Origin of the sequence: Butyrivibrio sp. NATIVEDY162, from assembly GCF_045999815.1 — a bacterium.
Classification (GTDB): Bacteria; Bacillota; Clostridia; order Lachnospirales; family Lachnospiraceae; genus Butyrivibrio.
In genome coordinates, this window is record NZ_CP172573.1 from 2,521,955 (window position 1) to 2,546,379 (window position 24,425).

At 41.2% G+C, this 24,425-nt stretch carries 20 protein-coding genes and 1 other RNA gene; 17 read left to right on the forward strand and 4 right to left on the reverse strand.

Annotated elements, in window-relative coordinates; translation table 11 throughout:
• Nucleotides 1-11 precede the first annotated feature (11 nt).
• The 5 genes from ACHCNF_RS10925 to ffs all read left to right on the forward strand — a co-directional run bounded on the left by ACHCNF_RS10925 (nucleotide 12) and on the right by ffs (nucleotide 4,805).
• Entirely contained in the window at nucleotides 12-1,610 is a 1,599-nt protein-coding gene (locus ACHCNF_RS10925; RefSeq protein WP_408069821.1) for an alpha-L-arabinofuranosidase family protein, read from the forward strand.
• 212 nt (nucleotides 1,611-1,822) lie between these two features.
• Nucleotides 1,823-2,914: a PucR family transcriptional regulator gene (locus ACHCNF_RS10930; RefSeq protein WP_408069822.1), complete on the forward strand. Its 1,092-nt coding sequence runs from the start codon at nucleotides 1,823-1,825 to the stop codon at nucleotides 2,912-2,914.
• A 5-nt stretch (nucleotides 2,915-2,919) separates the two neighbouring features.
• Nucleotides 2,920-3,471 carry a tRNA adenosine(34) deaminase TadA gene (gene tadA / locus ACHCNF_RS10935; protein ID WP_408069823.1) on the forward strand — a complete coding sequence of 184 codons (552 nt, stop codon included), beginning with the start codon at nucleotides 2,920-2,922 and terminating at the stop codon, nucleotides 3,469-3,471.
• Nucleotides 3,472-3,515: 44 nt separating this feature from the next.
• Complete coding sequence (locus ACHCNF_RS10940) at nucleotides 3,516-4,529, forward strand: radical SAM protein (protein ID WP_408069824.1); 1,014 nt, start codon at nucleotides 3,516-3,518, stop codon at nucleotides 4,527-4,529.
• Between the two features lie 176 nt (nucleotides 4,530-4,705).
• An RNA gene (gene ffs / locus ACHCNF_RS10945) (signal recognition particle sRNA small type) lies at nucleotides 4,706-4,805 on the forward strand.
• 42 nt (nucleotides 4,806-4,847) lie between these two features.
• Here ffs and ACHCNF_RS10950 read toward each other — a convergent pair.
• The gene (locus tag ACHCNF_RS10950; protein ID WP_408069825.1) at nucleotides 4,848-5,714 is read right to left on the reverse strand and encodes a helix-turn-helix domain-containing protein; all 867 of its coding nucleotides are present in this window, start codon (nucleotides 5,712-5,714) and stop codon (nucleotides 4,848-4,850) included.
• A 360-nt stretch (nucleotides 5,715-6,074) separates the two neighbouring features.
• Between ACHCNF_RS10950 and ACHCNF_RS10955 the strand changes: the two genes are divergently transcribed.
• On the forward strand, nucleotides 6,075-7,052 hold the full coding sequence (locus ACHCNF_RS10955; protein ID WP_408069826.1) for a glycoside hydrolase family 43 protein: 978 nt from the start codon (nucleotides 6,075-6,077) through the stop codon (nucleotides 7,050-7,052).
• 56 nt (nucleotides 7,053-7,108) lie between these two features.
• Here the strand turns inward: ACHCNF_RS10955 and ACHCNF_RS10960 are convergent, their stop codons facing one another.
• On the reverse strand, nucleotides 7,109-8,584 hold the full coding sequence (locus tag ACHCNF_RS10960) for a nicotinate phosphoribosyltransferase (RefSeq protein WP_408069827.1): 1,476 nt from the start codon (nucleotides 8,582-8,584) through the stop codon (nucleotides 7,109-7,111).
• Between the two features lie 265 nt (nucleotides 8,585-8,849).
• Here ACHCNF_RS10960 and ACHCNF_RS10965 point away from each other — a divergent pair, with 265 nt between their 5' ends.
• The 3 genes from ACHCNF_RS10965 (at nucleotide 8,850) to ACHCNF_RS10975 (ending at nucleotide 12,604) form a co-directional block, all read left to right on the forward strand.
• Nucleotides 8,850-10,181 (forward strand): 5-bromo-4-chloroindolyl phosphate hydrolysis family protein, encoded by a 1,332-nt coding sequence (locus ACHCNF_RS10965; RefSeq protein WP_408069828.1) that lies wholly within the window; start codon nucleotides 8,850-8,852, stop codon nucleotides 10,179-10,181.
• Nucleotides 10,182-10,253: 72 nt separating this feature from the next.
• Nucleotides 10,254-11,408, forward strand: coding sequence for a toxic anion resistance protein (locus ACHCNF_RS10970; RefSeq protein ID WP_408069829.1), 1,155 nt, complete (start codon nucleotides 10,254-10,256; stop codon nucleotides 11,406-11,408).
• 32 nt (nucleotides 11,409-11,440) lie between these two features.
• On the forward strand, nucleotides 11,441-12,604 hold the full coding sequence (locus ACHCNF_RS10975; protein WP_408072230.1) for a galactokinase: 1,164 nt from the start codon (nucleotides 11,441-11,443) through the stop codon (nucleotides 12,602-12,604).
• A gap of 48 nt (nucleotides 12,605-12,652) precedes the next feature.
• Here ACHCNF_RS10975 and ACHCNF_RS10980 read toward each other — a convergent pair whose 3' ends face one another.
• Nucleotides 12,653-13,306, reverse strand: coding sequence for a hypothetical protein (locus ACHCNF_RS10980; RefSeq protein ID WP_408069830.1), 654 nt, complete (start codon nucleotides 13,304-13,306; stop codon nucleotides 12,653-12,655).
• A gap of 196 nt (nucleotides 13,307-13,502) precedes the next feature.
• On the opposite strand from ACHCNF_RS10980, the gene ACHCNF_RS10985 reads away from it, so the two are divergent.
• From ACHCNF_RS10985 to ACHCNF_RS11020, 8 genes are all read left to right on the forward strand, one after another.
• On the forward strand, nucleotides 13,503-15,209 hold the full coding sequence (locus tag ACHCNF_RS10985; RefSeq protein ID WP_408069831.1) for a VanW family protein: 1,707 nt from the start codon (nucleotides 13,503-13,505) through the stop codon (nucleotides 15,207-15,209).
• Nucleotides 15,210-15,230: 21 nt separating this feature from the next.
• Nucleotides 15,231-16,247, forward strand: coding sequence for an AIR synthase related protein (locus tag ACHCNF_RS10990; protein ID WP_408069832.1), 1,017 nt, complete (start codon nucleotides 15,231-15,233; stop codon nucleotides 16,245-16,247).
• Nucleotides 16,248-16,356: 109 nt separating this feature from the next.
• On the forward strand, nucleotides 16,357-16,845 hold the full coding sequence (locus ACHCNF_RS10995) for an Lrp/AsnC family transcriptional regulator (RefSeq protein ID WP_408069833.1): 489 nt from the start codon (nucleotides 16,357-16,359) through the stop codon (nucleotides 16,843-16,845).
• Nucleotides 16,842-18,002: an aminotransferase class I/II-fold pyridoxal phosphate-dependent enzyme gene (locus ACHCNF_RS11000; protein WP_408069834.1), complete on the forward strand. Its 1,161-nt coding sequence runs from the start codon at nucleotides 16,842-16,844 to the stop codon at nucleotides 18,000-18,002. The genes ACHCNF_RS10995 and ACHCNF_RS11000 overlap by 4 nt, the downstream gene beginning before the upstream one ends.
• A 32-nt stretch (nucleotides 18,003-18,034) precedes the next feature.
• A complete protein-coding gene (locus tag ACHCNF_RS11005; RefSeq protein ID WP_408069835.1) occupies nucleotides 18,035-19,411 on the forward strand; it encodes a S1C family serine protease in 1,377 nt (458 codons plus the stop codon).
• An 18-nt stretch (nucleotides 19,412-19,429) separates the two neighbouring features.
• The gene (locus tag ACHCNF_RS11010) at nucleotides 19,430-20,377 is read left to right on the forward strand and encodes a 3'-5' exoribonuclease YhaM family protein (RefSeq protein ID WP_408069836.1); all 948 of its coding nucleotides are present in this window, start codon (nucleotides 19,430-19,432) and stop codon (nucleotides 20,375-20,377) included.
• Nucleotides 20,377-22,758, forward strand: coding sequence for an endonuclease MutS2 (locus tag ACHCNF_RS11015; protein ID WP_408069837.1), 2,382 nt, complete (start codon nucleotides 20,377-20,379; stop codon nucleotides 22,756-22,758). Before ACHCNF_RS11010 ends, ACHCNF_RS11015 begins: the two co-directional genes overlap by 1 nt.
• A 12-nt stretch (nucleotides 22,759-22,770) precedes the next feature.
• The gene (locus ACHCNF_RS11020) at nucleotides 22,771-23,469 is read left to right on the forward strand and encodes a response regulator (protein WP_408069838.1); all 699 of its coding nucleotides are present in this window, start codon (nucleotides 22,771-22,773) and stop codon (nucleotides 23,467-23,469) included.
• Nucleotides 23,470-23,485: 16 nt separating this feature from the next.
• Here ACHCNF_RS11020 and ACHCNF_RS11025 read toward each other — a convergent pair whose 3' ends face one another.
• A complete protein-coding gene (locus ACHCNF_RS11025; RefSeq protein WP_408069839.1) occupies nucleotides 23,486-24,382 on the reverse strand; it encodes a helix-turn-helix transcriptional regulator in 897 nt (298 codons plus the stop codon).
• Between the last annotated feature and the right edge of the window lie 43 nt (nucleotides 24,383-24,425).

Here is a 24,425-nt window from a genome sequence, read left to right on the forward strand (position 1 = left end):
GGAAAGAAAAAATGGCTAAAAAAGCAAAAGTGTCAATTAATCCAAATTTCAGGATAGGAAATATATCAAAACGTATCTATGGTGCTTTCATGGAGCCCATCGGATCGATCGTTTACGGAAATATGTACAACCCGAAGCATCCCACTGCAGATGAGCAGGGATTTCGAAAAGACTGGATTGAGGCTTTGAAAAAAACAGATGTGCCTGCGGTTCGTCTTCCCGGAGGCAATTTTGTATCCGGCTGGGACTGGAAGGATTCCATTGGTCCTAAGGAAAACAGGAAGGAGCACCTGGATCTGGCCTGGCATCAATATTATCCGAATGATGTCGGACATGACGAGTATCTCCAGTGGGCTGAAAAGGTTGGAATGGAGCCTATGTATACAATAAACCTGGGTACAGGCGGCATAAATGATGCCATCTACAATGTTGAATATACCAACCATGAGGGCGGTACTTACTGGTCAGATCTTCGTAAGAAAAACGGACATGCAAAACCCTATGGAGTTAAAGTCTGGTATCTGGGAAATGAAATGGACGGTCCATGGCAGGTTGCTTCCTGGGAAAAGGATCCCAGAGGTTACGGACTTCTTGTAAATGAAACCTCAAAGGCAATGAAGTGGGTTGATGGAAGTATAGAAACGGCAGTCTGTGTTTCAAGTTCTCCGGATCTTTCACACTATCCTGATTGGGATTTGAAAGTCCTCAAGGAATGTTATAACGCAGTTGACTATATTTCAATGCACCATTATCAGTCGGCAGAAATTGGCAATTATGCGCAGTTCATGGCTGCATCACGTTACTATGAAGACTATATACGTACAGAGATAGCTTTGTGCGATTACGTTCAAGCTTTGATGCACTCTCCTAAAGTAATGAAGCTGTCATTGGATGAATATGGTGTAATGCCTATGGAGAAAAAAGAGCTTCATTTTGGCAGAGAGCAGTACATAGAACCGGGTACACATTATCTTTTTGATCCGGAGCGCGAATATGTTCGCCATGATCCGGATAATATGCCTTCCAGGTCATTCCCGCCTATGGATCCGATGCTTATGGCACTTGGGAATGCAGCTGTTATCCTTGAGATGCTTCGCCATGCAGATCGTGTAAAGATAGGCTGTATGACATCAGGTCTAGGTGTGGCAGCAGGCTGTGACCATGATCATGTATTCACGATTCCGGCATATTATCCATATGCAGATCTTATGAAATATGGTCATGGAATATCTCTGCAGACTTCTGTTGAGTGTGAGACATATGATTTAGAAAGTTTTGCCCTCGATGATACGCATAAGTACCACGAACAGAATCAGGTGGACTTTATTGACAGTGCGGCAGCGTATGATTCTGAGACTGGTGAACTGACTGTCTTTGTTATAAATCGTGACTGGGAGGACAGTGCAGACTTTACGCTTGATATAACAGGACTTACAGGTATGCGTTTTGAAGGGCATACAGAGATGTTCACTGAAAACAGAACACCGAATGAGGAGTCAGACAAAAACCTCGCTCCCACAGAGGCAAAAGACACAGTTTGCAATGAAATGACAGTAAAAGCAGAGCTTAAGCCCCTGTCTTGGAATGTATTTCGCTTTGTGACAGTATAAGAATACTTAAAAAATAGTGAATGACAATATGATATTGCCATTCACTATTTTTTTGTATCATAGGAAATTGTTTTCCTATGATACAAAAACGCTCCGCGAGAATGTCATAAAATCACTTGAACTCTGCTATTTCGAAAAGTAAAATGATTGTAGGTTGGATTTTGCACGGCAAAGTGCAAGGTTGGATTACAAGAAAAGCGGTGGAGGCATAAATGATTACTGCGCAAATTATACAAAATAGTATTGATGAACTTTCTGCTATTACGAGAGTACAGCTTTGCGTCATGGACTTAAAGGGCAGAACTGTTGCCAGAACAGCAGATGCTCCCGATTTTGATGCAGAATTCATAGCAAATTTTGCAGAGTCACCTGTGGAATCTCAGGTGATAAGCGGAGTTCATCTTTTGAAAATATTGGATGAGGGCGAGCTTGTATACATACTTCTTGCTTCAGGGCAGGGCGAGGATGCATATATGGTTGGAAAGATATGTGTCAGCCAGCTTCAAAATCTTATTGTGGCTTACAAGGAAAAATATGACAGGAATAACTTTTTCCAAAATCTTCTCCTTGATAATCTGCTTCTCATCGACATTTATAACCGTGCGAAGAAACTCAGAATAGATGTAAATGTTCCAAGGATTATCATACTCGTAGAAACAAGAGCCGAGAGAGATAGCGGAGCTGCAGAACTGTTAGGAAGTATGTACACAGCTCAGACAGGAGATTATGTTACGGCAGTTGACGAATCCAGTGTGATTCTGATAAAAGCCCTTAAGGCCGGAGAGAGCTACGCAGATATTGAAAGTATAGCAACAACTATAGTTGATATGATGAATACAGAGGCTATGCTCGATGTTCGTGTTTCTTACGGAACAATAGTATCTGAGATCAAGGATTTGAGTAAGTCCTATAAAGAAGCCAAGATGGCACTTGATGTAGGTAAGATTTTCTATGCTGAAAAACATGTTATAGCTTATAACACACTTGGAATCGGCAGACTTATTTATCAGCTTCCGATAAGCCTTTGCAGAATTTTCATAGATGAGATCTTCGGTGATCGTGAAGTGCCGGAGAACCTGGATGAAGAGACTCTTAACACGATCAATAAGTTCTTTGAGAATAACCTGAACGTATCAGAGACTTCGAGACAGCTTTTTGTGCACAGAAATACACTTGTGTATAGAATTGAAAAGTTGCAAAAGGCGACCGGTCTTGATATCAGAACCTTCGATGAAGCATTGACCTTTAAAATTGCACTGATGGTTCTTAATTATATGAAGTATGTGGATTCAAACAGCTATTGAGTAATATGAGTAAATATCCTGAATTAAAAGTAAAGAGTGATGAAGAAAAGCTTGATGAAAAGTATATGAAGGCAGCGCTGAAGCAGGCGCGTAAGGCTATAGAGCTAGGTGAAGTTCCGATTGGCTGCGTAATCGTATATGAAGGAAAGATTATCGGCCGTGGATACAATCGCAGAAATACTGATAAATCTGTGCTTTGCCATGCTGAGATAACTGCAATTAAGAAAGCATGCAAGAAAATGGGCGACTGGAGACTTGAAGAGTGCACGCTTTATGTGACTTTAGAGCCTTGCCAGATGTGTGCCGGAGCAATTGTTCAGTCCAGAATACCTAAAGTTGTCATGGGGGCTGCAAGCCCCAAGGCGGGGTGTGGGGGAACAGTGCTGAATATACTTGAAAATCCTGAGTTTAATCATCAGGTTGAGGTTAAAAGAGGAGTTCTTGATAGCGACTGTAGCGATATATTAAAAGAGTTTTTTACTGAACTTCGAAAAAGAAATAAAGCAGAGAAAGAAGCCAGGAAGCTTGCGGAAGCAGCTACAGAAAAGGCTGAATGAATTTTGAAAATAAGAATTAAGCGGTAAAAAGAAAGTAGCAAATTTTGAGTGTAAAACAGCTAAATAATTCCGAATTGGAAAGATGTATAATCTGCCCAAGAAAATGCGGGGTCAACAGAATAAAGGGTGAGCTTGGGTATTGCAGACAGCCTGCCTATCTGACAGCTGCCAGGGCGTATCTACATGCGTGGGAGGAGCCTTGTATATCCGGTGAGAATGGCTCCGGAACGGTATTTTTTTCCGGATGCAATATGCACTGTGTTTTTTGCCAAAATTCAGAGATAGCTTTGGGTGACGTCGCAAAAAAGATATCTTCTGAAAGACTTGTAGAAATTTTTTTCGAACTTGAAGAAAAAGGTGCTTCAAACATTAATCTTGTTACTCCGACACATTTTGTTCCGCTTATATCGGGAGCACTTGAATGTGCAAAGAAGCAAGGGCTGAAGATCTCTATTGTCTATAACACAAGTGCCTATGAAAATGTTGAGACTATTAAATCATTAGAGGGGCTTGTGGATATTTATCTTCCTGATTGCAAATATTATTCGGAAGAGCTTGCCGTAAGATACAGTAATGCTACAGACTATTTTAGAATTTCAATAGCAGCAATTGATGAAATGTTGAGACAGGTAGGCGAACCGAAATTTATATCAAAAGGATCATATGCAGAGAATGATAACAACAGGTGCAGATTAATAGACGCGCCGGCATATAACCTTTTGATGGAAGACGCAGATGATGATTATTCGGGACCTCTTATGAAAAGCGGGGTAATAATAAGACATCTGATGCTACCGGGGAATCTAAAGGATTCCATGAAAATAGTAAGTGAACTGCTATGCAGATATGGTGATAAGGTTTATCTGAGTATCATGAATCAGTTTACTCCTCATGGAGACTTGTCAGGTTACCCGGAATTACTGAAAGCCGTCAATCCTGAGGATTATGAGGAACTTATCAATTATGCCATAGAACTTGGGATAGAGAATGGCTTTTTTCAGGGAGAGGGTACAGATTCCGAGAGCTTTATACCGGAATTTGATTATGAAGGTCTGTAAATTCCTTCATTTTTTTTGAAGATATCGGAACAGGTCCTCACTTTTTCTTTTTTTGTTCGAGAATCCATAATAGAAGTCATAGTATAAAGCATAGATTGAAACGGAGGTTGACAAGCTGACCTCTTGTGCGTATCATAAACAAATGACGGTCTTGTGACGGGTGCACGCTCGTGCGGGATCGGGTCTTATGCAATGAGAGCCTGCGAACCGTGTCAGGTCGGGAACGAAGCAGCACTAAGCGGAATCTCTCATGTGTTGTAAGGTAGCCTGGTTTCGCCTTGCGTGTGTCCTTCACAGGATCGTTTTATTCTATGATTTTTATCTGGAGCACCAATACATATTTCTGAATTCTGTAGGTGTGCATCCCTTGATTAGCTTGAACATTCTGATAAATGATGAAAGGGAAGGGAAACCACAATTTAAAGCAACATCTGTAACAGAATTGCGAGGGTCCATTAAAAAGGTTTCTGCTTTGGCTATTCGTTTCTGATTTACATATTTATAGAAGGATACATTGGTAAATTGTTTGAATCTTCTGGAAAAGTAGAATTTACTAAAGCCGCTCATGTCAGCTATCTCATCAAGACTCAGATCCTCTGAGCAGTGCTCCTGAAGATAGTCGCAGATTTCTATAAATTTCTCAAAATATTCATCACCTCTAGTATGCTCGGAGGAATCCATGTTTCCTCTGGTGCTGACATAATTTTTTCCTATACATGAGAGAAACTCAAGAAGCTTACAGAAAATATCAACCTCTGAGAAAGGTCCGTTTTTCTTGTAAATGTCATTTATCTCAAGAAGCAGAGAACGGGCATGAGAGTGAACTTCGGGATATGCTTCGGAAGTCACTACAATATAAGGTGACATAATATTTATGAGACTTTCTACCTCGCTCATGAACCTGAGCTCAGTTGTATCCGGCTGGAATATTATTCTTTTCCCAACTTCAGGTGCCTTTATGGTATGGATGCAACCGGGGCAGATAATGATAATATCACCCTCGCGAAGGACGACATCATCTCCTGCACAGTTGATATAGTACTGATTCATGGTAGGCATGATAATCTCAATTGCGGCATGCCAGTGAGGCGGATAATCTTCGTATTTATCATTGTCATAGAGCTTTATTGATGTGCTCTGTTTAAAATTAACTGTTTCTACAAGTCCGTTTAATGTTTCAATCATAAGCTGATACCCCAATCAAAATAAAAGTTTTTTAAAAACATATGTAAACAACGGTCTATAGTAAGTACTCAATTATTGCGTTAGCAATAATTGTTAATTACTGAAAATATTTTATTACAAAAAGGTGCTCTTTTAACTAGCAAATATTGCTTTCAAACAATTAATTATTGCTGCTTAAATAGGTACTGTTAGTTTATTTTGCCTGTTTATGCTGAAATTAACGGTGCAAATTTGACATGTTATGCATTTTATAAGTTTGGTAGTAAGCAATATTTGATAATTAGCTAACAACTATTGAAAAGAAAACAAAGTAGCAACGTGTTATCGTTATAACACTTGAGTTGATGAGAGGAGTTTATAATGAGCAAAGAGAGAGAGCCTTTAGTAACACATATTTTTACAGCCGATCCGTCGGCCCATGTTTTTGAAGGAAAAATATATGTATATCCATCACATGATGTTCCGCATGATGGAGAAGACAATGACAATGGTGATGAGTATCAGATGGAGGATTACCACATTCTTTCCATGGACAAGCTCGGAGGAGAAGTGACAGACCACGGAGTGGCCCTTAGCATGCATGATGTGCCCTGGGTAAGAGATCAGATGTGGGCTCCTGATGCTGTATATACAAATGACAAATATTATCTTGTTTTCCCTGCAAGGGATAAAGATGGCAATTTCAGACTTGGCATTGCAGAAAGTGACAGGCCGGAGGGTCCATTTAAGCCGGAAGACAATTGTATCGAGGGAAGTTTTAGTATAGATCCCTGCTCGTTTAAAGATGAAGACGATAAGATTTATGTTTACTTCGGCGGTCTTTGGGGCGGCCAGCTTGAAAAATACAGGACAGGAAAATTTGACCCTGAAGGAACTGAGCCTGCAAAAGATGAACCTGCAGTATTTCCTAAAGTGGCGCTTATGAACCCTGATATGAAATCTTTTGCAGAAGCACCTAGAGATGTGAAAATCCTTGATGAAAACGGACAGCCCCTTCTTGCAGGTGACGAGGATCGCAGATATTTCGAGGATCCCTGGACATATAAATATAACGGAAAATATTATTTCTCATATTCTACCGGTACAACACATTATCTGTGCTATGCAGAGAGCGATAACCCGTATGGCCCTTTCACATATAAGGGACGTATCATGGAGCCTGTAATTGGATGGACAACTCATCATTCTATTCTGGAGATTGAGGGAGAATGGTATCTTTTCTACCATGACTGCGAATTATCCAACGGCGTAAACCATAGAAGATGTGTAAAATACACGAAACTTAATATCGCTGAGGATGGAACCATAGAGACAATTCATCCTTATGATCATAAATGATTAATGAAAAAACCATGTGAGAAGTTCCTCACATGGTTTTTATTAAAATATTTACCTTAATTTTCTACATTTGTCATATCAAGTCCGCTCATCTGGTCAAGTAACTTCATCTTGGTGTCATAGAGTCGTTTTGACAGATCCACATGAACTTCATGAGGGTTAAACAGACGTCTTGTCTCTTCCCAAAGGGTATCCTGCTCTTTCAGGCAATATTCCCTGATGTCCATTGTCTTAGGAGAAGTGTAAACGCACTCACCGTTTTTGAAAATTGGAACCATAATCTCTCGAAGCGTAAAGGAGCCTGCAGGAAGCAGAGTCTTTTTCCAGGGCTCAAGGGGATCAAAGAGAAGAAGCTGCTTGTCTTCAGTAAATGTTTCATTTTCAAGACATATGAGATCAGCTTTTACTTTGCCGCTTGCTTTCTCATAAATACGGTAAATCTTTTTGTTACCCGGGTTGGTTACTTTCTCTGAATTCTCAGACAACTTTATTTTGGGAATGAAAGTGCCGTCTTCGCCTTTTACTGCAGCCAGTTTGTACACACCGCCAAATGACGGATTATCTTTTGCTGTGATCAGATGAGTTCCAACACCCCAGGAGGTGATTGCAGCTCCCTGAGTTTTGAGTGATGAAATAAGATACTCATCAAGATCGTTTGACGCAGAGATAACTGCATCGGTGAATCCTGCGGCATCAAGCATTTTTCTGGCTTCTTTGGATAAGTATGCAAGGTCTCCGCTATCAAGACGGATTCCGTAGAAGGATAAATCTATTCCTTCTTCCTTCATCTCTTTAAATACTCTTATGGCATTAGGAACACCTGACCTTAAGGTGTCATAGGTATCAACGAGAAGGATACACGCTGAAGGATAGAGCTTTGCATATGTTTTAAAAGCAGTATATTCATCTGGGAAGCTCATGATCCAGCTGTGTGCATGAGTACCCTTGACGGGAATATCAAAGAGTTGTCCGCAAAGTACGTTGGATGTACCTATGCAGCCGCCAATTACAGCAGCTCTTGCACCATATGTTCCGGCATCGGGACCCTGCGCACGTCTGAGACCAAATTCCATTATGCCGTCACCATTAGCTGCGTAGCAGATTCTGGCAGCTTTTGTAGCTATAAGTGACTGATGATTGATGATGTTAAGAATAGCAGTCTCTACAAGCTGTGCTTCCATAATAGGAGCAATAACTTTAACAAGAGGTTCACGCGGGAAAATAAGAGTACCTTCGGGAATGGAGTATATATCTCCGCTGAATTTGAAATCTTTAAGATAATCGAGGAAATCTTCATCAAAGATACCCAGGCTCCTCAGGTAATCGATATCTTCTTTATCAAAATGGAGCTCCTTAATGTACTGAATAAGCTGTTCCAGACCGGCCATGATAGAATAGCCGCCGCCAAAAGGATTGTTTCTGAAAAAAGCATCAAAGATGACAGTTTCATTTTGGGACTTGTTTTTGAAATATCCCTGCATCATTGTCAGCTCGTACAGATCGGTTAATAGTGTCAGATTTTGTCTATCCATAGTACTATCCTCGTTTTTTCATATTTTTAATAACGAACCTTATGTACAATAATACCACAATTCTTGAAAAATGAACGATTAAGATGAACTTATACAAGTTGGTAAATACATCTATTCTATGACGCCAAAATATGTAAATTAAACATGACGAAGAAGTAGGCGCTGTCATTGTTTTTTGGCAAATCTTATTATAGAATAGAAGCGATATGAAAAAATTTGGGAATACCTATGAATACGGTATTTTTGACGTTATGGATGGAAAAGTATGAGTGATTATGACAATATTTACAATGCAAGCAGTCGTATATTAAAGGAAGTTGAGAAGGCTGTTGAGACCGGGAACTACAACAACCTGAGCAGTTCGCTGAGATCTTCAATTAATGATGCTGTTAAGGCAGCCAAGGCAAATCCGTCAAATAATTTCAGGGGGAAAGCTTCTGATGTCAGAACAGTAAACTATGCAAGCGCAGGTAGAAGGACACCGTTTTTCACAAGGACTGTCGGCTACAATCAGGGCATGGGGAAAGCTTCTATTGGTATAGTGGGCGTCTGCTTTTGGGGAATAATGGCTTTAGGAGCTCTGATTGATGTGAGTTTGGCGCCGGCAGCAGTTTTTCTCGGACTTACTGCTCTTAGTGGTTTATTGGTCAAATCCGGTTCGGATGAGAAAAAGCTTGCGAGAGCATTCAATAAATATGGGAAGATACTTGGAAGAGCAGAATACTTTGCTATAAGCGATCTGGCTATGGCAGCCGGTGAGCGCTCAGATACGGTTCTTGCTAATATAAAAAAGATGATGGAGAAGGATTACCTTCCTACTGCAAGAATTGATAATGCTGAGACTACGGTTATGCTGTCAGAGCGAGCTTTTGCACAGTACATTAAGGCTGAGAAGGCTAGGCAGGACAGAGAGTTTGCTGAGAGCAGACAGAGACTTAATGATGCAGCTAATGTTGCAGGTAATGAGAGGTTAAAAACAGAGAGTTCTGTGGGCGTTACCGATTCACATGCAAGAGCAGTTATTAATGAAGGAAATGCTTATATTGATACTATACAGAAGTTGAATGCCATAATACCCGGAGATGAGATGTCTGCAAAGATATATCAGCTTGAGAGTATCATGAAGAAGATATTTACTCAGGTTGAAAAAGATCCTTCTTGTGCTGATGACCTCAGAAAGTTTATGGAGTATTATCTACCTACAACCACGAAGCTCCTGCAGGCTTATGCGGATCTTGATAAGCAGCCCGAAGTTGGAACCAATATAACTAAGACCAAGAAGGAAATAGAGGATGCAATGGATTTAATAAACGATGCATTTGAGAACCTTCTTGATAGTCTGTTCCAGGATATGGCATGGGATATATCTTCAGATATATCAGTGATGAAGACGATGATGGCTCAGGATGGTCTTACTCAGGATGCATTGGACAAGATACAGTCAGGCGAGATTCCTACTCCGCAGTTTTCGGAATTTGATCAGCCTCAGATGAATGCACAACCTTTGCAATTTGACGGAGCTGCTTACCAGGCGGCACCCACAGCTCAGGCAAAGGAACAGACTTCACAGGACGGTAAGGTTGAGCTTAAGTTTTAATGGATATATAAAGTTGTAAATGTAAGTTTTTTGGAGTATTTTGATAAGAAAAATTAAGTTGGAGGAATTAAAATGGGAGAAGAGTTTAAAGAGTTTGAAAATTCAGCACCGACATTATCGTTCGATGCACCTGTAGCTGAGGCGGCAGCCCCTGCTGCAGCACAGGCGGAGGCACCGGCACCGGAGGCGGTAGCCAAGGAAGCACAGCTGTCTGAAGAGGAGATGAAGCAGATTGATGCTTTTGTTGATCAGATAGATATCACTAATTCTCAGGGCATAATGAACTATGGCGCCGGTACTCAGAAGAAGATGGCAGATTTTTCAGAAAAAGCTATCGATAATGTACGTACAAAGGACATGGGACAGGTTGGTGATATGATCACCGGTCTTGTTACAGAGCTCAAGAACTTTGAAGTTGAAGAAGATGAGAAGGGTATTAGGGCTTTTTTTAAGAAAAGTTCAAATAAGGTAACTGCATTAAAGGCAAGATACACAAGCGTTGAGAAAAATGTTGAAGTAATAAGCAGCGAGCTTGAAAGACATCAGATGCAGCTTATGAAGGATGTGGCTACTCTCGACAACATGTACAAGCTGAATCTCAACTATTATAAAGAACTTTCCATGTACATTATTGCAGGCAAGAAGAAGCTTGAGCAGGTTAGAGCAAATGAGCTCGTTGAAGCACAGAAAAAAGCAGAACAGTCAGGACTTCCTGAGGATGCTCAGGCTGCTAAGGATATAGCTGCGCTTTGTGACAGATTTGAAAAAAAGATCTATGATCTTGAACTTACCCGTACAATAGCAATGCAGACAGGACCTCAGATCCGTATGGTTCAGAGTGCTGATACAGCAATGGCTGAGAAGATTCAGTCAACTATAGTTAATACTATTCCGCTTTGGAAGAACCAGATGGTTATCGCGATCGGTATTGAACATTCAGCACAGGCAGCTAAGGCCGAGAGAGAGGTTAATGATATGACAAACGCACTTCTTAAGAAGAATGCAGATATGCTTAAGGTAGCATCTGTGGAGGCAGCAAAGGAATCAGAGCGTGGCATTGTTGATATGGAGACTCTTAAACACACTAATGAAACCTTGATCTCAACACTTGATGAGGTTATGAAGATACAGACAGAGGGCAAGGAAAAGAGAAGAACAGCAGAAGCTGAGCTTTCACAGATAGAGACACAGCTCCGTGAGAAGCTCCTGCAGGCTGCAAAAAACTAAATTGTGGAAGGTAATCTAAAATGGAACAGAGTATGAAGGAAGCTGTACTCAAGGGGTTCGAAGAACAGTATGGCAAAAACGAAAATGTAAAGGCTTATTTTGCGCCCGGTCGTGTAAATCTTATCGGTGAGCATACAGACTACAACGGCGGCCATGTATTTCCATGCGCACTGACCATCGGAACTTATGGTGCTGCAGCAAAGAGAAACGATAGAAAAATGCGTTTCTTTTCAATGAATTTTGATAATGCAAGAGTAATAGAGGCTTCTCTTGATGATCTTGATGCTTCAAGAACTGCCGGCTGGACAGCATACCCCGTTGGTGTGGTTTGGGCTTTTGAGCAGAGAGGATTTAAGCTTGATACCGGATTTGACCTGGTCATTTACGGAAATATACCAAATGGTTCAGGTTTGTCATCTTCAGCATCACTTGAGGTACTGACAGGATTTATCTTAAGAGATTTATATGGTTTTGATGTTACAAATCAGGATCTCGCACTTATAGGACAGTATTCAGAGAACAACTTCAATGGCTGTAACTGCGGAATTATGGATCAGTTTGCAGTTGCTATGGGTAAGGAAGGAAATGCTATTTTCCTTGATACTTCTGATCTGTCATTTGAATATGCTCCCATCAGCCTTGATGGTGCAAAGATTATTATCAGCAATACAAATAAAAAGCATAAGCTTACAGATTCTGCATATAATGATAGAAGAAGTGCCTGTGAGAAAGCTCTTGAAGAGCTGCAGACAGTAGTAAATATCAAGACTCTCGGTGACCTTACAGAGGAAGAGTTTGAGGCACACAAGGATGCCATTAAGGATGATGACAGATGTCTTAAGGCAAAGCATGCAGTATATGAAAATCAGCGCACAATTGAAGCGGTAGCAGCTCTTAAAGCCGGTGATCTTGCGAGATTTGGAGAGCTTATGAAAGCATCACATGTTTCACTTCGTGATGATTATGATGTTACAGGAGTGGAGCTTGATACACTTGCTGAGGAAGCTTGGAAGATTCCCGGAGTAATTGGCTCAAGAATGACAGGTGGCGGATTTGGCGGATGTACCGTTTCTATAGTTAAAGACGAGGCTGTTGATGAATTTAAGGAAAAGGTTGGAAAGGCTTATCGCGAAAAGATTGGCTATGACGCAACTTTTTACACTGTTTCAATAGGACAGGGCCCTACAGTATTATAATTGAAATTACAAAACTAAAACTCCCATCGGACGGTGGGAGTTTTGCATTTAAGAAGACTGTATGGATAATTCGTTGTCGTCAAGGCAATCGTTTAGAAGATAAACGATATTGTTCTTGCTTAGTGAATTGAGCGACTCTGCTATGGGAAGAATGGCTCTGATCTTATTTTCAAATTCAGAACTGCTAAGCGATAGTCTGTTTTTATAAATGTCGCATAGAAGCTTATAGGAGGCTGTTACATCTGATTTGGTAGAAATCGAGAATTCAAGAACACACGCAGCTTCTTTATATAAACCTGCTTCATTGAGTTCATGAGCCCACTTTTGCAGCATCGTAACAAGGGTAGTGTAATTCTGGTCGAAGGCTGTCAATAGAGTGATGTTTGGAGCTCCGTATTCCAGCTTTAAATCGGTATTGGTAATTCCTGTGAAATTTACTATTTTCTGGTCACTTAGACGTAAAATGTTTTTTTCACAATAATCAACTTCAGCGTTGCCCTTAATGACACCAAATGGGAGCTTATCTACGGGAATGGTAATGTAATTTAGGGAATCCAGACTTTTTCTTCTTGTGCTGTTTGCCCGCAATTCCTTATTCCAGAAATTTTCCTCGTCTTTTCGGGCCTTTTCATTACTTCTTCGTATGGCAAAGTTGGTAATTAAGACGATCATTATAAAACTTGTAAAAACAGGTAATCTCATTTATAATATCCTTTCAGAAAATGAGGAGAAAAGTATTATGCTTAGATTTTTTAATTCCGGTAAAAACAGAAAAGTCATTTCTGCAGTTATTATCATAGTACTGATTCTTGCGATGGTTATACCGCTTGCAAGCAGTCTTTCATTTTGATTATATAACACCGGTATTTGCCAGAAAAGTGGCGAAATGGAGAAGTTTATGAAAAAATTTATGTTTCTTTGTCTGATGGCGCTTACGCTTGCACTTGTTATTCCGGCAGGCAGAGCAGAGGCAGCTTCAGATACTATTCATCAAGGTGTTTTTATTGGTGATGTGGATGTTTCCGGCATGACAACTGCGCAGGCAACTGATGCTGTTAATCAGTATATTGAGCAGCTGCGAGCAAAGAACGTAACCCTGAAGGGGATGGAGGATAGCCAGACAGTTACTGTTTCTGTGGCAGACCTCGGACTTGGATGGGCAAATACAGAAGTGGTAGATGAAGCCTATGCTCTTTGCAGAGAAGGCAATATCATTAAGCGTTATAAGGCTATAAAGGACCTTGAACACAGCAATAAGAGATTTGATATTGAATATTCCTTCAATGACGATGCGATATACGAGATACTTGATGTTGACTGTGCACCTTTTAACGTATCTAAGAAAAATTACACACTTACAAAAACTGAAAACGGATTTACTGTTTCTGACGGCCAGACAGGATATATTCTGGACGAGCAGACATCTTTATCCATAATAAAGGATTACATCCAGAATAACTGGGATCATCAGGATTGTGCCATTCAGGTTGCCATAGATGCAGATGAACCTCAGGGAAGCTATGAGGAACTTAGCAAGGTAACCGATGTTCTTGGAACATATACAACCAGTTATTCCACATCCGGCGCTGCCAGAAGCGCCAACGTGGCAAACGGATGCAAATTGATCAATGGAACAACACTTTATCCGGGCGAGGAGTTTTCTGTTCTTGATGTAATAACACCTTTTACAGAGGCAAACGGATATTTTCCTGCAGGTTCATATCTAAACGGTATAGTAGTGGAAAGCGTTGGAGGTGGTATCTGTCAGGTATCAACCACACTCTACAATGCAGTACTTAAGGCGGAGCTGGAGGTTACGGAGAGACATAATCACTCCATGATCATAAGCTATGTAGAACCGTCTATGGATGCGGCAATTGCTGAAAACGGTGGTAAGAACTTTAAATTTGTAAACAGTAGTGAGTATCCTATTTATATAGAAGGATATACTTCAAGTGATAAGCATATAACATTTACGATTTATGGAGTTGAGACCAGACCTTCAACACATAAGGTCGAGTTTAAGAGTGAGGTTCTTGAGACTACACCTGCAGGAGCTGATCAGATTGTAACTGATGGAGGTTCTCCAATCGGTTCAATTAATACTCAGTCTGCGCATATAGGATATAAAGCGCAGCTTTGGAAGATCACATATGAAAATGGAGCAGAGTCTTCCAGAGAAGTGGTTAACTCCAGCACTTATAAGATGGTTCCCAGGATTATCACTGTGGGAACAGCTACAGCTGATCCTACGGCAGCAGCCCAGATTGCTACAGCAATCGCTACAGGCGATATCAATCAGATCAAGGCAGTTGCAGGAGCTATTGCAGCTGTACAGCAGGCAGCAGCTCAGGGCGGTGATGTAGCAGCAGCTCAGCAGGCAGCAGCAGCCCAGGCAGCTTCTGCAGAAGCGCAGTTACAGGCTCAACAGGCGGCACAGAATGGTGAACAGCCTCCGGCAGAAAATCAGGGCGAAACACCTGCTGATAATGGCGGCGAACAGACAGCACCGGCACCTGCACCGACACCAAGTGAAGGTGATACACCTGCACCAATCGATCCTGTGCCGGAAGAAATACCTGCACCAATTGATCCCGTCGAGTAAGCAAACGGAGAAAATTAATAAATGAGAATCGGAAAAGTTACTGAGAGCGTTCTCAAACGTTCGGTACTAAAGATAATAAAAAGTGATTCTAATAAGGAAAGCGCAGCTGCGAAATCAGACTGCGCTTATTCTATAGATGAAAACGGACAAAAAACACTATCGTCAGTTGCTGTTTTTACAGTTAATTCTGCTGATGCAGGTTATTATGCGGTTCATAATGCAGCTAATAACATATTTTGTATGGGTGGTATACCCACTATGGCTGTTATAAGCATATTGCTGCCGGAGACGGCTGAGGAAGCTGAACTAAAGAAGATTATGAAAAGCGCTGTAAGAGCTGCAAATGACCTGAATATTGCCATAGATGGAGGACATACGGAGGTTAGTCTTGCCGTAAATAAAGTGGTAATAACTGTAACTGTTGTCGGTAAAGAGGTATTCCCGATTAAGGAAGGGGTACTCTCAAAAGATATAGCATGTGACAACAAAAAAATACCATCTACCCGTGTGAGAAAAGATTTTGATATAGTTATGACCAAATGGACCGGGCTTGAAGGTACAGCAATCCTGGCAGAAATATGCAGGGAAAAACTTGCAGAGAGATTGCCGGATTATATGCTTAGGCAGGCAGAGGAATTCAAAGAACGAATTTCTGTAAAAAATGATTCACAGTTGGCAATAGAAGCGGGAGCTTGTTACCTTCATGATGTTTCAATGGGAGGAATATTTGCAGCGCTGTGGGAGATAGCCCAGAGAGCCGGCTGCGGCCTTGAGGTTGATCTTAAGAAAATTCCGATAAAGCAGGAAACAATAGAAATAACAAATTATCTTGGGATAAATCCTTATCAACTTGTTTCGGGCGGTAGTCTCTTAATGCTTACCGCTGATGGAGAGGCAATGGTTAGAGTGCTTGAAAAAGAAGGAATAGCAGCAAGCATCATTGGAATTACAACAGATAAGAATGACAGGATAATAAAAAATGATGATGAGATAAGATATCTTGATAAGCCTCAGGCTGATGAAATATGCAGGGTTTGACAGATAAGAATTATATGATAAAAGCAGGTGAAATCGGTCAGGTATCTCACAATCCCATTTTATGGTAGAATAAAATTTGACCCATATTATAAAGTTGGAGGAGAAAATTATGGTAAACAGAGAAGAACTACTTCGTACAATTGACAAGAACAGTCGCATAGGCGTTTCTGAACTCGCGGTACTTTTGGGCGAGCCTGAGATTGACGTCGCGAATGAGCTTCGAGCCTTGGAAGACGAAGGAATCATCTGTGGCTACCATACTATGATTGACTGGTCTAAGACTTCCATCGACAAGGTTATGGCTCTTATTGAGGTTAAGGTTACACCTCAGAGAGGCATAGGCTTTGATTCCATAGCAGAGCGTATCTACAAATATCCCGAAGTTACAAGTGTATATCTTATGTCAGGCGGATTTGATCTCATGGTTATGCTTGAGGGCAAGTCTCTTAAGGAGGTAGCAAGCTTTGTTACTAACAAGCTCTCTCCGCTTGATACTGTTCTTAGCTGTTCCACACACTTCATTTTGCAGAAGTACAAGGAACATGGAACTATTCTTGCAAAAAAATATGATGATACAAGGGAGATAATTACGCCATGAGGAATCCGTTATCTGAGAAAATTGTAGACATAAAGCCCTCGGGAATCCGAAAGTTTTTCGACGTGGTAAAAACTATTGATGGCGCGATTTCCCTTGGTGTAGGTGAACCTGACTTTGACACACCCTGGCACATTCGTGATGAGGGTATTTATTCACTTGAAAAAGGGCGCACTTTTTATACATCCAATTCAGGACTTCAGGAGCTGAAGGTAGAGATCTGCAATTATTTAAAAAGAAGACAAAATGTGGAATATGATCCCAACAAACAGGTTTTGGTTACTGTAGGTGGATCTGAAGCTATAGATCTTGCAATAAGAGCAATGGTTGATCCGGGAGATGAGGTACTTATCCCGCAGCCAAGCTATGTATCATATGAGCCCTGTGCAATTCTTGCAGGGGCTAAGCCTGTCATAATCGAACTTAAAGAAGAAAATGAGTTCAGGCTCACGGCTGAGGAAATTCTAAGTCATGTGACAGATAAGACAAAGATTTTGGTTCTTCCTTTTCCCAATAATCCGACAGGAGCGGTAATGGAGAAGGCAGATCTGGAATCCATTGCTAAAGTTATTATAGAGAAGGACCTCTATGTGATATCTGACGAGATATATAGTGAATTGACATATACTGATAAACATGTATCAATTGTGGAAATTCCCGGAATGTACGAAAGAACCATACTGATAAACGGTTTTTCAAAGTCCTATGCCATGACGGGATGGAGACTTGGCTATGCATGCGGACCGCAGGCGATTCTGGAACAGATGACCAAAATACACCAGTTTGCAATAATGTGCGCGCCTACAACCAGTCAGTATGCTGCTGTAGAAGCGCTGAAAAACGGTGATGATGACGTTGCCATGATGAGGGATCAGTACAATCAGAGAAGAAGATATCTTATTCATGAGCTGAGGGATATGGGGCTTCCATGCTTCGAGCCATTTGGCGCGTTTTATATTTTCCCTTGCATCAAAAAGTTCGGTATGACAAGTGATGAATTTGCTACACAGCTGCTTCAGGAGGAAAAACTGGCAGTTGTTCCGGGCAATGCTTTTGGAGATTGCGGCGAGGGATTTATAAGAATTTCTTATGCATACTCGCTGGAAGACCTCAAAAGGGCAATGGAGAGACTTAGAAGATTTATAGACAAAAGGTCATAAAACTATAGAAAGAGTAATGATCAGAGGCGTTTATGGAAGAAAAAAGAAACAGTTCTGAAGACGAAAGACTGGATCCCGAGAAAAGTCCTATAGCCAGAGCTGATTTTATGAGAGAAAAAATAAAGCAGCGTCCGATAAATAAGAAAAAGCTGCTGAGAAGGACTCTTATAACTGTTACCATGGCTGTTGTATTTGGTGCGGTTGCCTGTCTGACTTTCGTTTTTCTCTCACCTGTAATAAATAATAAGCTGTATCCTGAGGAATCACCTGCACCAATTGCGCTGACGGAAGAAACAGTCAAGGAAGAGATGCAGCCTGAGGATATGTATGCAGATGACAATGCAATTGCAGCTGAGGCAGCGAGTGCTGCTATTGATATGGCATCCTCAGAGATATCCAGAATGCAGCAGGAGATGAACTCTTACCATTTTGACTCATCTAATTACATTGAGATGTACGCATCTCTTAAGACTGTGGCTACAAATACTGCAAAGAGCATAGTTACTGTAACATCCAGGTCATCAGACACCAACTGGATAAACAGTCCATACGAGAGCGAAGGTCAGACATCAGGGGTTATAGTGGCAGATAATGGTGCTGAATACATGATTTTGACGCAGACTTCTGCAATTGATGATGCGGAATCTATTCAGGTTACTTTTTTTGACGGAAGTACTACCGCTGCTAATCTTAAGATGAGTGATAAGGTTACAGGGCTTAGTATCCTGGCGGTAAAGAACAGAAATGTAGATGATACCACAAGGGAAAAAATCAAGGCTGCTCCCCTTGGAAGCTCAAGTGCGGGAGTTGTTACAGGAACTCCTGTCATTGCTATAGGTAGTCCTACAGGAATTCAGGGATCTATTTGCTATGGGTTTGTTACATCGGATAATTCTGCATTGGATCTTCCGGATTCTAAATACATGCTGCTCACTACGGATATTAGTGGCAGCAGTAATGCGAGCGGAGCGATAATAAATCTTGCAGGTTCAGTAGTGGGATTTATTGATATGCATTACAACAATGCGAACATGCCCGGAACACTTCGCGCTGTCGGGATAACGGAACTGAGAGCACTGATCGAGGACCTTTCCAATGAAAAGAGCCGTGCATTTTTGGGAATTCATGGGCAGACGGTTCCACAGGAGCTTCTTGAGAGCGAGGAGATTCCTGAAGGTGTCTATGTTACAATGACTGATATTGACTCTCCGGCTATGCTTGCGGGAGTGCAAAGCGGTGATATTATTACAGCCATAAATGATGAAAAGATAGATAAGATAGAGTCTTTTATCTCGAAATTAAGAGGTATAAAGCCCGGTGAGGAGGTTCATGTATCCCTGATGAGGCAGGCTGCCGAAGGATATGTTGACCTCACAATAGATATAGCAGCAGGTGCTGCAACGGAATAAAGAGGAGTTATGAAATAAATGAAATTTATCAAAGATTTTAATTCAGGAGACAGAGTTGCAGATATATATTTTTGTAAGCACATACAGGCAGCTACGACAAAAAACGGAAAGACCTATTACTCCGTGACGTTGCAGGATAAGACCGGAACTGTTGACGCCAAGGTATGGGAACCGAACAGTGAAGGAATAGATGACTTTGACTCACTTGATTACATAGATGTATATGGTGAAGTTACCAGTTTTAATGGTGCTCTCCAGGTAAATATCAAAAGAGCGCGCCTTTGCCACGAAGGAGAGTATGACGAATCACTTTATCTTCCTGTGTCCTCCAAGAATAATGACGAGATGTACAAGGAGCTTTTGGGATTAATAGGTACAGTTGGAAACAAATATCTCAGAGCTTTGCTTGATGCATTTTTTGTAAAGGATGAAGAATTTATAAAAGCTTTTCGTAAGTCATCTGCTGCAAAGTCAGTACATCATGGATTTGTAGGCGGACTGTTGGAGCATACACTTAGTGTGACAAAGATGTGTGACTACTTTTCAAAGGCATATCCTGCACTTAACAGGGATCTGCTGATTACGGCTGCTATCTGTCACGATATAGGAAAAACGCGTGAACTCTCACTCTTTCCCATGAATGATTATACAGATGAGGGACAGTTCCTTGGACATATTGTGATGGGAAGTGAAATGGTTGCGGAAAAGATTAAGGATATCACTGATTTTCCTGTACTTCTTAAGCAGGAACTGCAGCATTGTATATTGTCACATCATGGAAAATATGAGTACGGCTCACCCAAAATGCCTGCGATAATAGAGGCAATGGCTCTTCATCTCGCAGACAATACAGATGCCAAGCTCGAAACTTTTACAGAGATACTAAATAATACAAATGAAGTGGGTTGGCTCGGATTTAACAGATTAATGGAGAGCAACCTTTTCGATACCAGGGTTGAATCGTAATGAATAAAAAAGTATTACACGTACTTGAGTACGATAAAATTATTGAGCAGCTGTCAGAACATGCTACTTCAGAACCCGGAAAAAAGATGTGCAGGGAGCTTTTGCCATCTTCTGAATTACGGGAGATATTGAAGAATCAGCAAAAAACTGAGGCTGCCATTTCAAGAGTTTTTAAAAAGGGTTCTGTTTCTTTTGGAAGTAACAGAGACATATCAGGGTACCTTAAAGCTCTGAAGATAGGGAGTTCCTTGGATGCGCCTCAGCTTCTTAACATAGCAGGCTTTTTGGATAATGTTAACAGGGTGAAGAGCTACGGAAGATCTGATAAGGAGGAAGAAAGCAGAGATATTCTGAGTGACTTTTTTGAAGGACTTGAACCACTTACTCCTGTTGCGGCAGAGATAAGGCGCTGCATAATTTCTGAGGATGAGATATCATCCGATGCAAGCCCGGCCCTAAGACATATCAGGAGAGATATACAGATAACCGGAGACAGGATTCATGATCAGCTGGGGAAAATGGTAAACGGATCACTTCGTTCATATCTCCAGGAGGCGGTTGTTACAATGCGTGGAGACCGCTACTGCATACCTGTTAAGGCAGAGTACAAGAGTCAGGTTAACGGAATTGTCCATGATCAGTCATCCACAGGCTCCACACTTTTCATAGAGCCTGCTGTTATTGTGGAACTGAATAATAAGCTTCGAGAGCTTGCGGGTATGGAGAAGGCAGAGATAGAGGTTATTCTGGCCAGAATATCTGAGGAAGTGGGAAGTTATCTAACTGCGCTGTCAGACAACGCGAAGATAATGACGGAGCTGGACTTTGTTTTTGCAAAAGCTTCTCTTGCGCTTTCACAGAATGCAATAACGCCGATTTTTAATGAACGGCATTATTTCAACATAATAAAGGGGCGACATCCTCTTCTTGATAAGAAAAAAGCCGTGCCTATAGATGTGTATGCAGGCAAGGATTTTGACATGGTAATTATTACCGGACCTAATACCGGAGGTAAGACGGTTACGCTGAAAACAGTAGGCCTTCTTACATTAATGGGACAGGCGGGTCTTGCCATACCTGCAGGTGACAGGTCTGAATTGTCAGTATTTAATGAGATATATGCAGACATTGGTGATGAACAGAGTATTGAGCAGAGTCTTTCAACTTTTTCATCACATATGACCAATACTGTACAGATACTGGAAAATGCAGACGAAAATTCGCTTTGTCTGTTTGATGAGCTGGGAGCGGGAACTGATCCTACAGAGGGTGCAGCTCTGGCTATATCAATTCTTAATCATCTGCATGAGCGCGGAATTCGCACTATGGCCACAACTCACTACAGTGAGCTTAAGGTGTACGCATTAACTACTGAGGGAATACAGAACGCCAGCTGTGAATTTGATGTAGAATCCTTAAGACCAACTTACAGACTACTTATTGGTGTTCCCGGAAAAAGTAATGCCTTTGCTATTTCAAAAAGGCTGGGGCTTTCTCAGGAAATAATAGATGCTGCAGGTGAGCAGATAAGTCAGGACAACAAAAAGTTTGAGGATCTTCTGACAGATCTTGAGAATAGCAGAGTCACGATAGAAAATGAGCGTCTGGAAATTGAGAAATACCGCAAAGAAGTAGAAAAGCTCAAGGAAGAACTAAAGAATAAGCAAAACAAGCTTGATGAATCCAAGGAAAAGATACTGCGCGAAGCACATGAGGAAGCAAGAGCTATTTTGCAGGAGGCAAAAGATACTGCGGATGAGACTATCAGGACCATGCGCAGGGCGGAAGCCGGAATTCCGATGCAGGAGCTTGAGAGAGCAAGGCAGAGTGTTAATAAAAAGATATCCGACAAGAATCAGAAGCTTAGCATCAAGAATAAGCCGTCAGGTGGCAGTCATAAGAAGCTTAAGCCCACACAGATTCATCTTGGGGATAGTGTGAGAATTATTTCTATGGGAATGAAGGGAACTATAAGTTCCAAGCCTGATAAAGACGGGAATGTAATGGTTCAGTGTGGTATCATGAAATCGAGAGCGCATATTGATGATCTTGAGCTTGTGAAAGAGGAAAACGGCAAGGAGCAGATGAAAAAGTTCTACGGGCAGCATAAGATGGATCTGTCCGGGGCCAGAAACATTAAAACCGAGCTTAACCTTATCGGATTAAATAGCGCCGATGCCATTATGGAATTGGATAAATATTTGGACAGTGCTTACGTTTCACATCTGCCCTCTGTGAGAATAGTTCATGGTAAGGGTGCGGGAATATTAAGACAGGCTGTACACGACCATCTAAAGGCAGCACCATATGTTAAGTCATTTAAGCTTGGTGAATTCGGTGAAGGTGATTCAGGTGTTACTATTGTGACATTTATAAAATAAAATGAGGGATTTATGGTAGCAAAACAGAAAATATTAATAGTTGATGATGATAGCAACATTGCAGAGCTCATATCGCTCTATCTCGTAAAGGAGTGCTTTGATACACTCATTGTAGGGGATGGAGAGTCTGCGCTGGCAGCATTTGATACATTTTCACCAAATCTGGTGTTGCTTGATCTTATGCTTCCCGGTATTGATGGATATCAGGTCTGCAGAGAGCTCAGAACTAAGTCTCAAACTCCAATAATAATGCTGTCTGCCAAGGGAGAAGTCTTTGATAAGGTTTTAGGACTTGAGATGGGGGCCGATGACTATATGGAGAAGCCTTTTGACTCAAAGGAGCTGGTTGCGAGAGTTAAGGCTGTACTTAGAAGATACAAGCCGGTTGTTCCTGAACAGGATACTTCAGATGACAAGGTGGTAAAATATCAGGATCTCGAGATAAATATGACTAACTATTCGGTAAATTATCAGGGATCAAGAATAGATATGCCTCCAAAGGAGTTGGAACTTTTATATTTCCTTGCATCATCGCCCAATAGAGTATTCACCAGAGAGCAGCTGCTCGACCAGATATGGGGATATGAGTATGTCGGTGACACCAGAACGGTGGATGTACATATAAAAAGACTTCGCGAGAAGATAAAAGATCACCAGAACTGGAGAATAGCCACTATATGGGGAATAGGATACAAATTTGAGGTATCTTAAATTAAACAGAAATATGTTATACGGAGCTATGGCCCTTACTACGATATTGTAGGGGCGTGGTTCCGTATTTATTTTTAAAATAAGTTATGAAGCTACTGGTAGACGGAAAAGCCAGAAGATCTGAAACTGCACTAACAGGGAGTTCTGTTGTTTCAAGCATAACTTTTGAATATTCGAGTTTTTTGTTGCGAATAAAAACGGTAGGTCTGACCGAAAGCTCTTTTTGAAACAGATCGGATATATAGTTGGGCGATCTGTGAGTGAGATCTGCTAAGGTTTTTATGCGTATGTCATCATGAAGATGGCGCAAAATATAGTCACAGCAGGTCTTTGTGATAAGACTGCAGTTTCTGTAATTGTAGTCATGAACTGCATAAGTGAGCGTACGGAGCGCCTTGTTACTTAGCAGGTTTATCTTTTGGATATCTGTAAGCTTATCCATGTGACGAAGAAAGCCATCGCTTATGGCGTAAGCAATATGCTCAGCAAGACCACCATCTATTGCGGCTCTGGTGGCAAGAGTGACGCTTGCTATGAGCATATATTTGGAATAGAGAATAGGATCCTCAGAGACATCTCCGTATACTGTACTATCGGGGCGTGGCGTTCTCTCAGTGTCATATACGGTTGAAGCAACTATTTCATCTATGCGAAGAATATCTCCGGATGAAACATAGTAATACAGAGCTTTCTCCTGAATTCGTCTGGTTCCGGTATCAGCCCCCGGAGTGTCCTGGGTCATGAAAAGGTGATCATCAATAGAGGAGATGATTTCTTTGTAATCATCTCTTATGGTTTTTTCCAGAAAATCCAGATTTTTCTGTAAAGTCTGTGGATCATTAATGTCTGTATTTGACAGATAGTCCTGTAAAATAGGGGGTGAATCAGTATTGTTTATGTCGTTATTTTTCATGGTAGAACCCTTATAATGTATATAAATTTTATCTGTGAAATCA

What these genes read in the sequence shown, in the direction of transcription:
- ACHCNF_RS10925 (WP_408069821.1), top strand. Translation starts at nt 12, where the DNA reads ATGGCTAAAAAAGCAAAAGTGTCAATTAATCCAAATTTCAGGATAGGA.
- ACHCNF_RS10930 (WP_408069822.1), top strand. Translation starts at nt 1,823, where the DNA reads ATGATTACTGCGCAAATTATACAAAATAGTATTGATGAACTTTCTGCT.
- tadA (WP_408069823.1), top strand. Translation starts at nt 2,920, where the DNA reads ATGAGTAAATATCCTGAATTAAAAGTAAAGAGTGATGAAGAAAAGCTT.
- ACHCNF_RS10950 (WP_408069825.1), bottom strand. Translation starts at nt 5,714, where the DNA reads ATGATTGAAACATTAAACGGACTTGTAGAAACAGTTAATTTTAAACAG.
- ACHCNF_RS10955 (WP_408069826.1), top strand. Translation starts at nt 6,075, where the DNA reads ATGAGCAAAGAGAGAGAGCCTTTAGTAACACATATTTTTACAGCCGAT.
- ACHCNF_RS10960 (WP_408069827.1), bottom strand. Translation starts at nt 8,584, where the DNA reads ATGGATAGACAAAATCTGACACTATTAACCGATCTGTACGAGCTGACA.
- ACHCNF_RS10965 (WP_408069828.1), top strand. Translation starts at nt 8,850, where the DNA reads ATGAGTGATTATGACAATATTTACAATGCAAGCAGTCGTATATTAAAG.
- ACHCNF_RS10970 (WP_408069829.1), top strand. Translation starts at nt 10,254, where the DNA reads ATGGGAGAAGAGTTTAAAGAGTTTGAAAATTCAGCACCGACATTATCG.
- ACHCNF_RS10975 (WP_408072230.1), top strand. Translation starts at nt 11,441, where the DNA reads ATGAAGGAAGCTGTACTCAAGGGGTTCGAAGAACAGTATGGCAAAAAC.
- ACHCNF_RS10980 (WP_408069830.1), bottom strand. Translation starts at nt 13,306, where the DNA reads ATGAGATTACCTGTTTTTACAAGTTTTATAATGATCGTCTTAATTACC.
- ACHCNF_RS10985 (WP_408069831.1), top strand. Translation starts at nt 13,503, where the DNA reads ATGAAAAAATTTATGTTTCTTTGTCTGATGGCGCTTACGCTTGCACTT.
- ACHCNF_RS10990 (WP_408069832.1), top strand. Translation starts at nt 15,231, where the DNA reads ATGAGAATCGGAAAAGTTACTGAGAGCGTTCTCAAACGTTCGGTACTA.
- ACHCNF_RS10995 (WP_408069833.1), top strand. Translation starts at nt 16,357, where the DNA reads ATGGTAAACAGAGAAGAACTACTTCGTACAATTGACAAGAACAGTCGC.
- ACHCNF_RS11000 (WP_408069834.1), top strand. Translation starts at nt 16,842, where the DNA reads ATGAGGAATCCGTTATCTGAGAAAATTGTAGACATAAAGCCCTCGGGA.
- ACHCNF_RS11005 (WP_408069835.1), top strand. Translation starts at nt 18,035, where the DNA reads ATGGAAGAAAAAAGAAACAGTTCTGAAGACGAAAGACTGGATCCCGAG.
- ACHCNF_RS11010 (WP_408069836.1), top strand. Translation starts at nt 19,430, where the DNA reads ATGAAATTTATCAAAGATTTTAATTCAGGAGACAGAGTTGCAGATATA.
- ACHCNF_RS11015 (WP_408069837.1), top strand. Translation starts at nt 20,377, where the DNA reads ATGAATAAAAAAGTATTACACGTACTTGAGTACGATAAAATTATTGAG.
- ACHCNF_RS11020 (WP_408069838.1), top strand. Translation starts at nt 22,771, where the DNA reads ATGGTAGCAAAACAGAAAATATTAATAGTTGATGATGATAGCAACATT.
- ACHCNF_RS11025 (WP_408069839.1), bottom strand. Translation starts at nt 24,382, where the DNA reads ATGAAAAATAACGACATAAACAATACTGATTCACCCCCTATTTTACAG.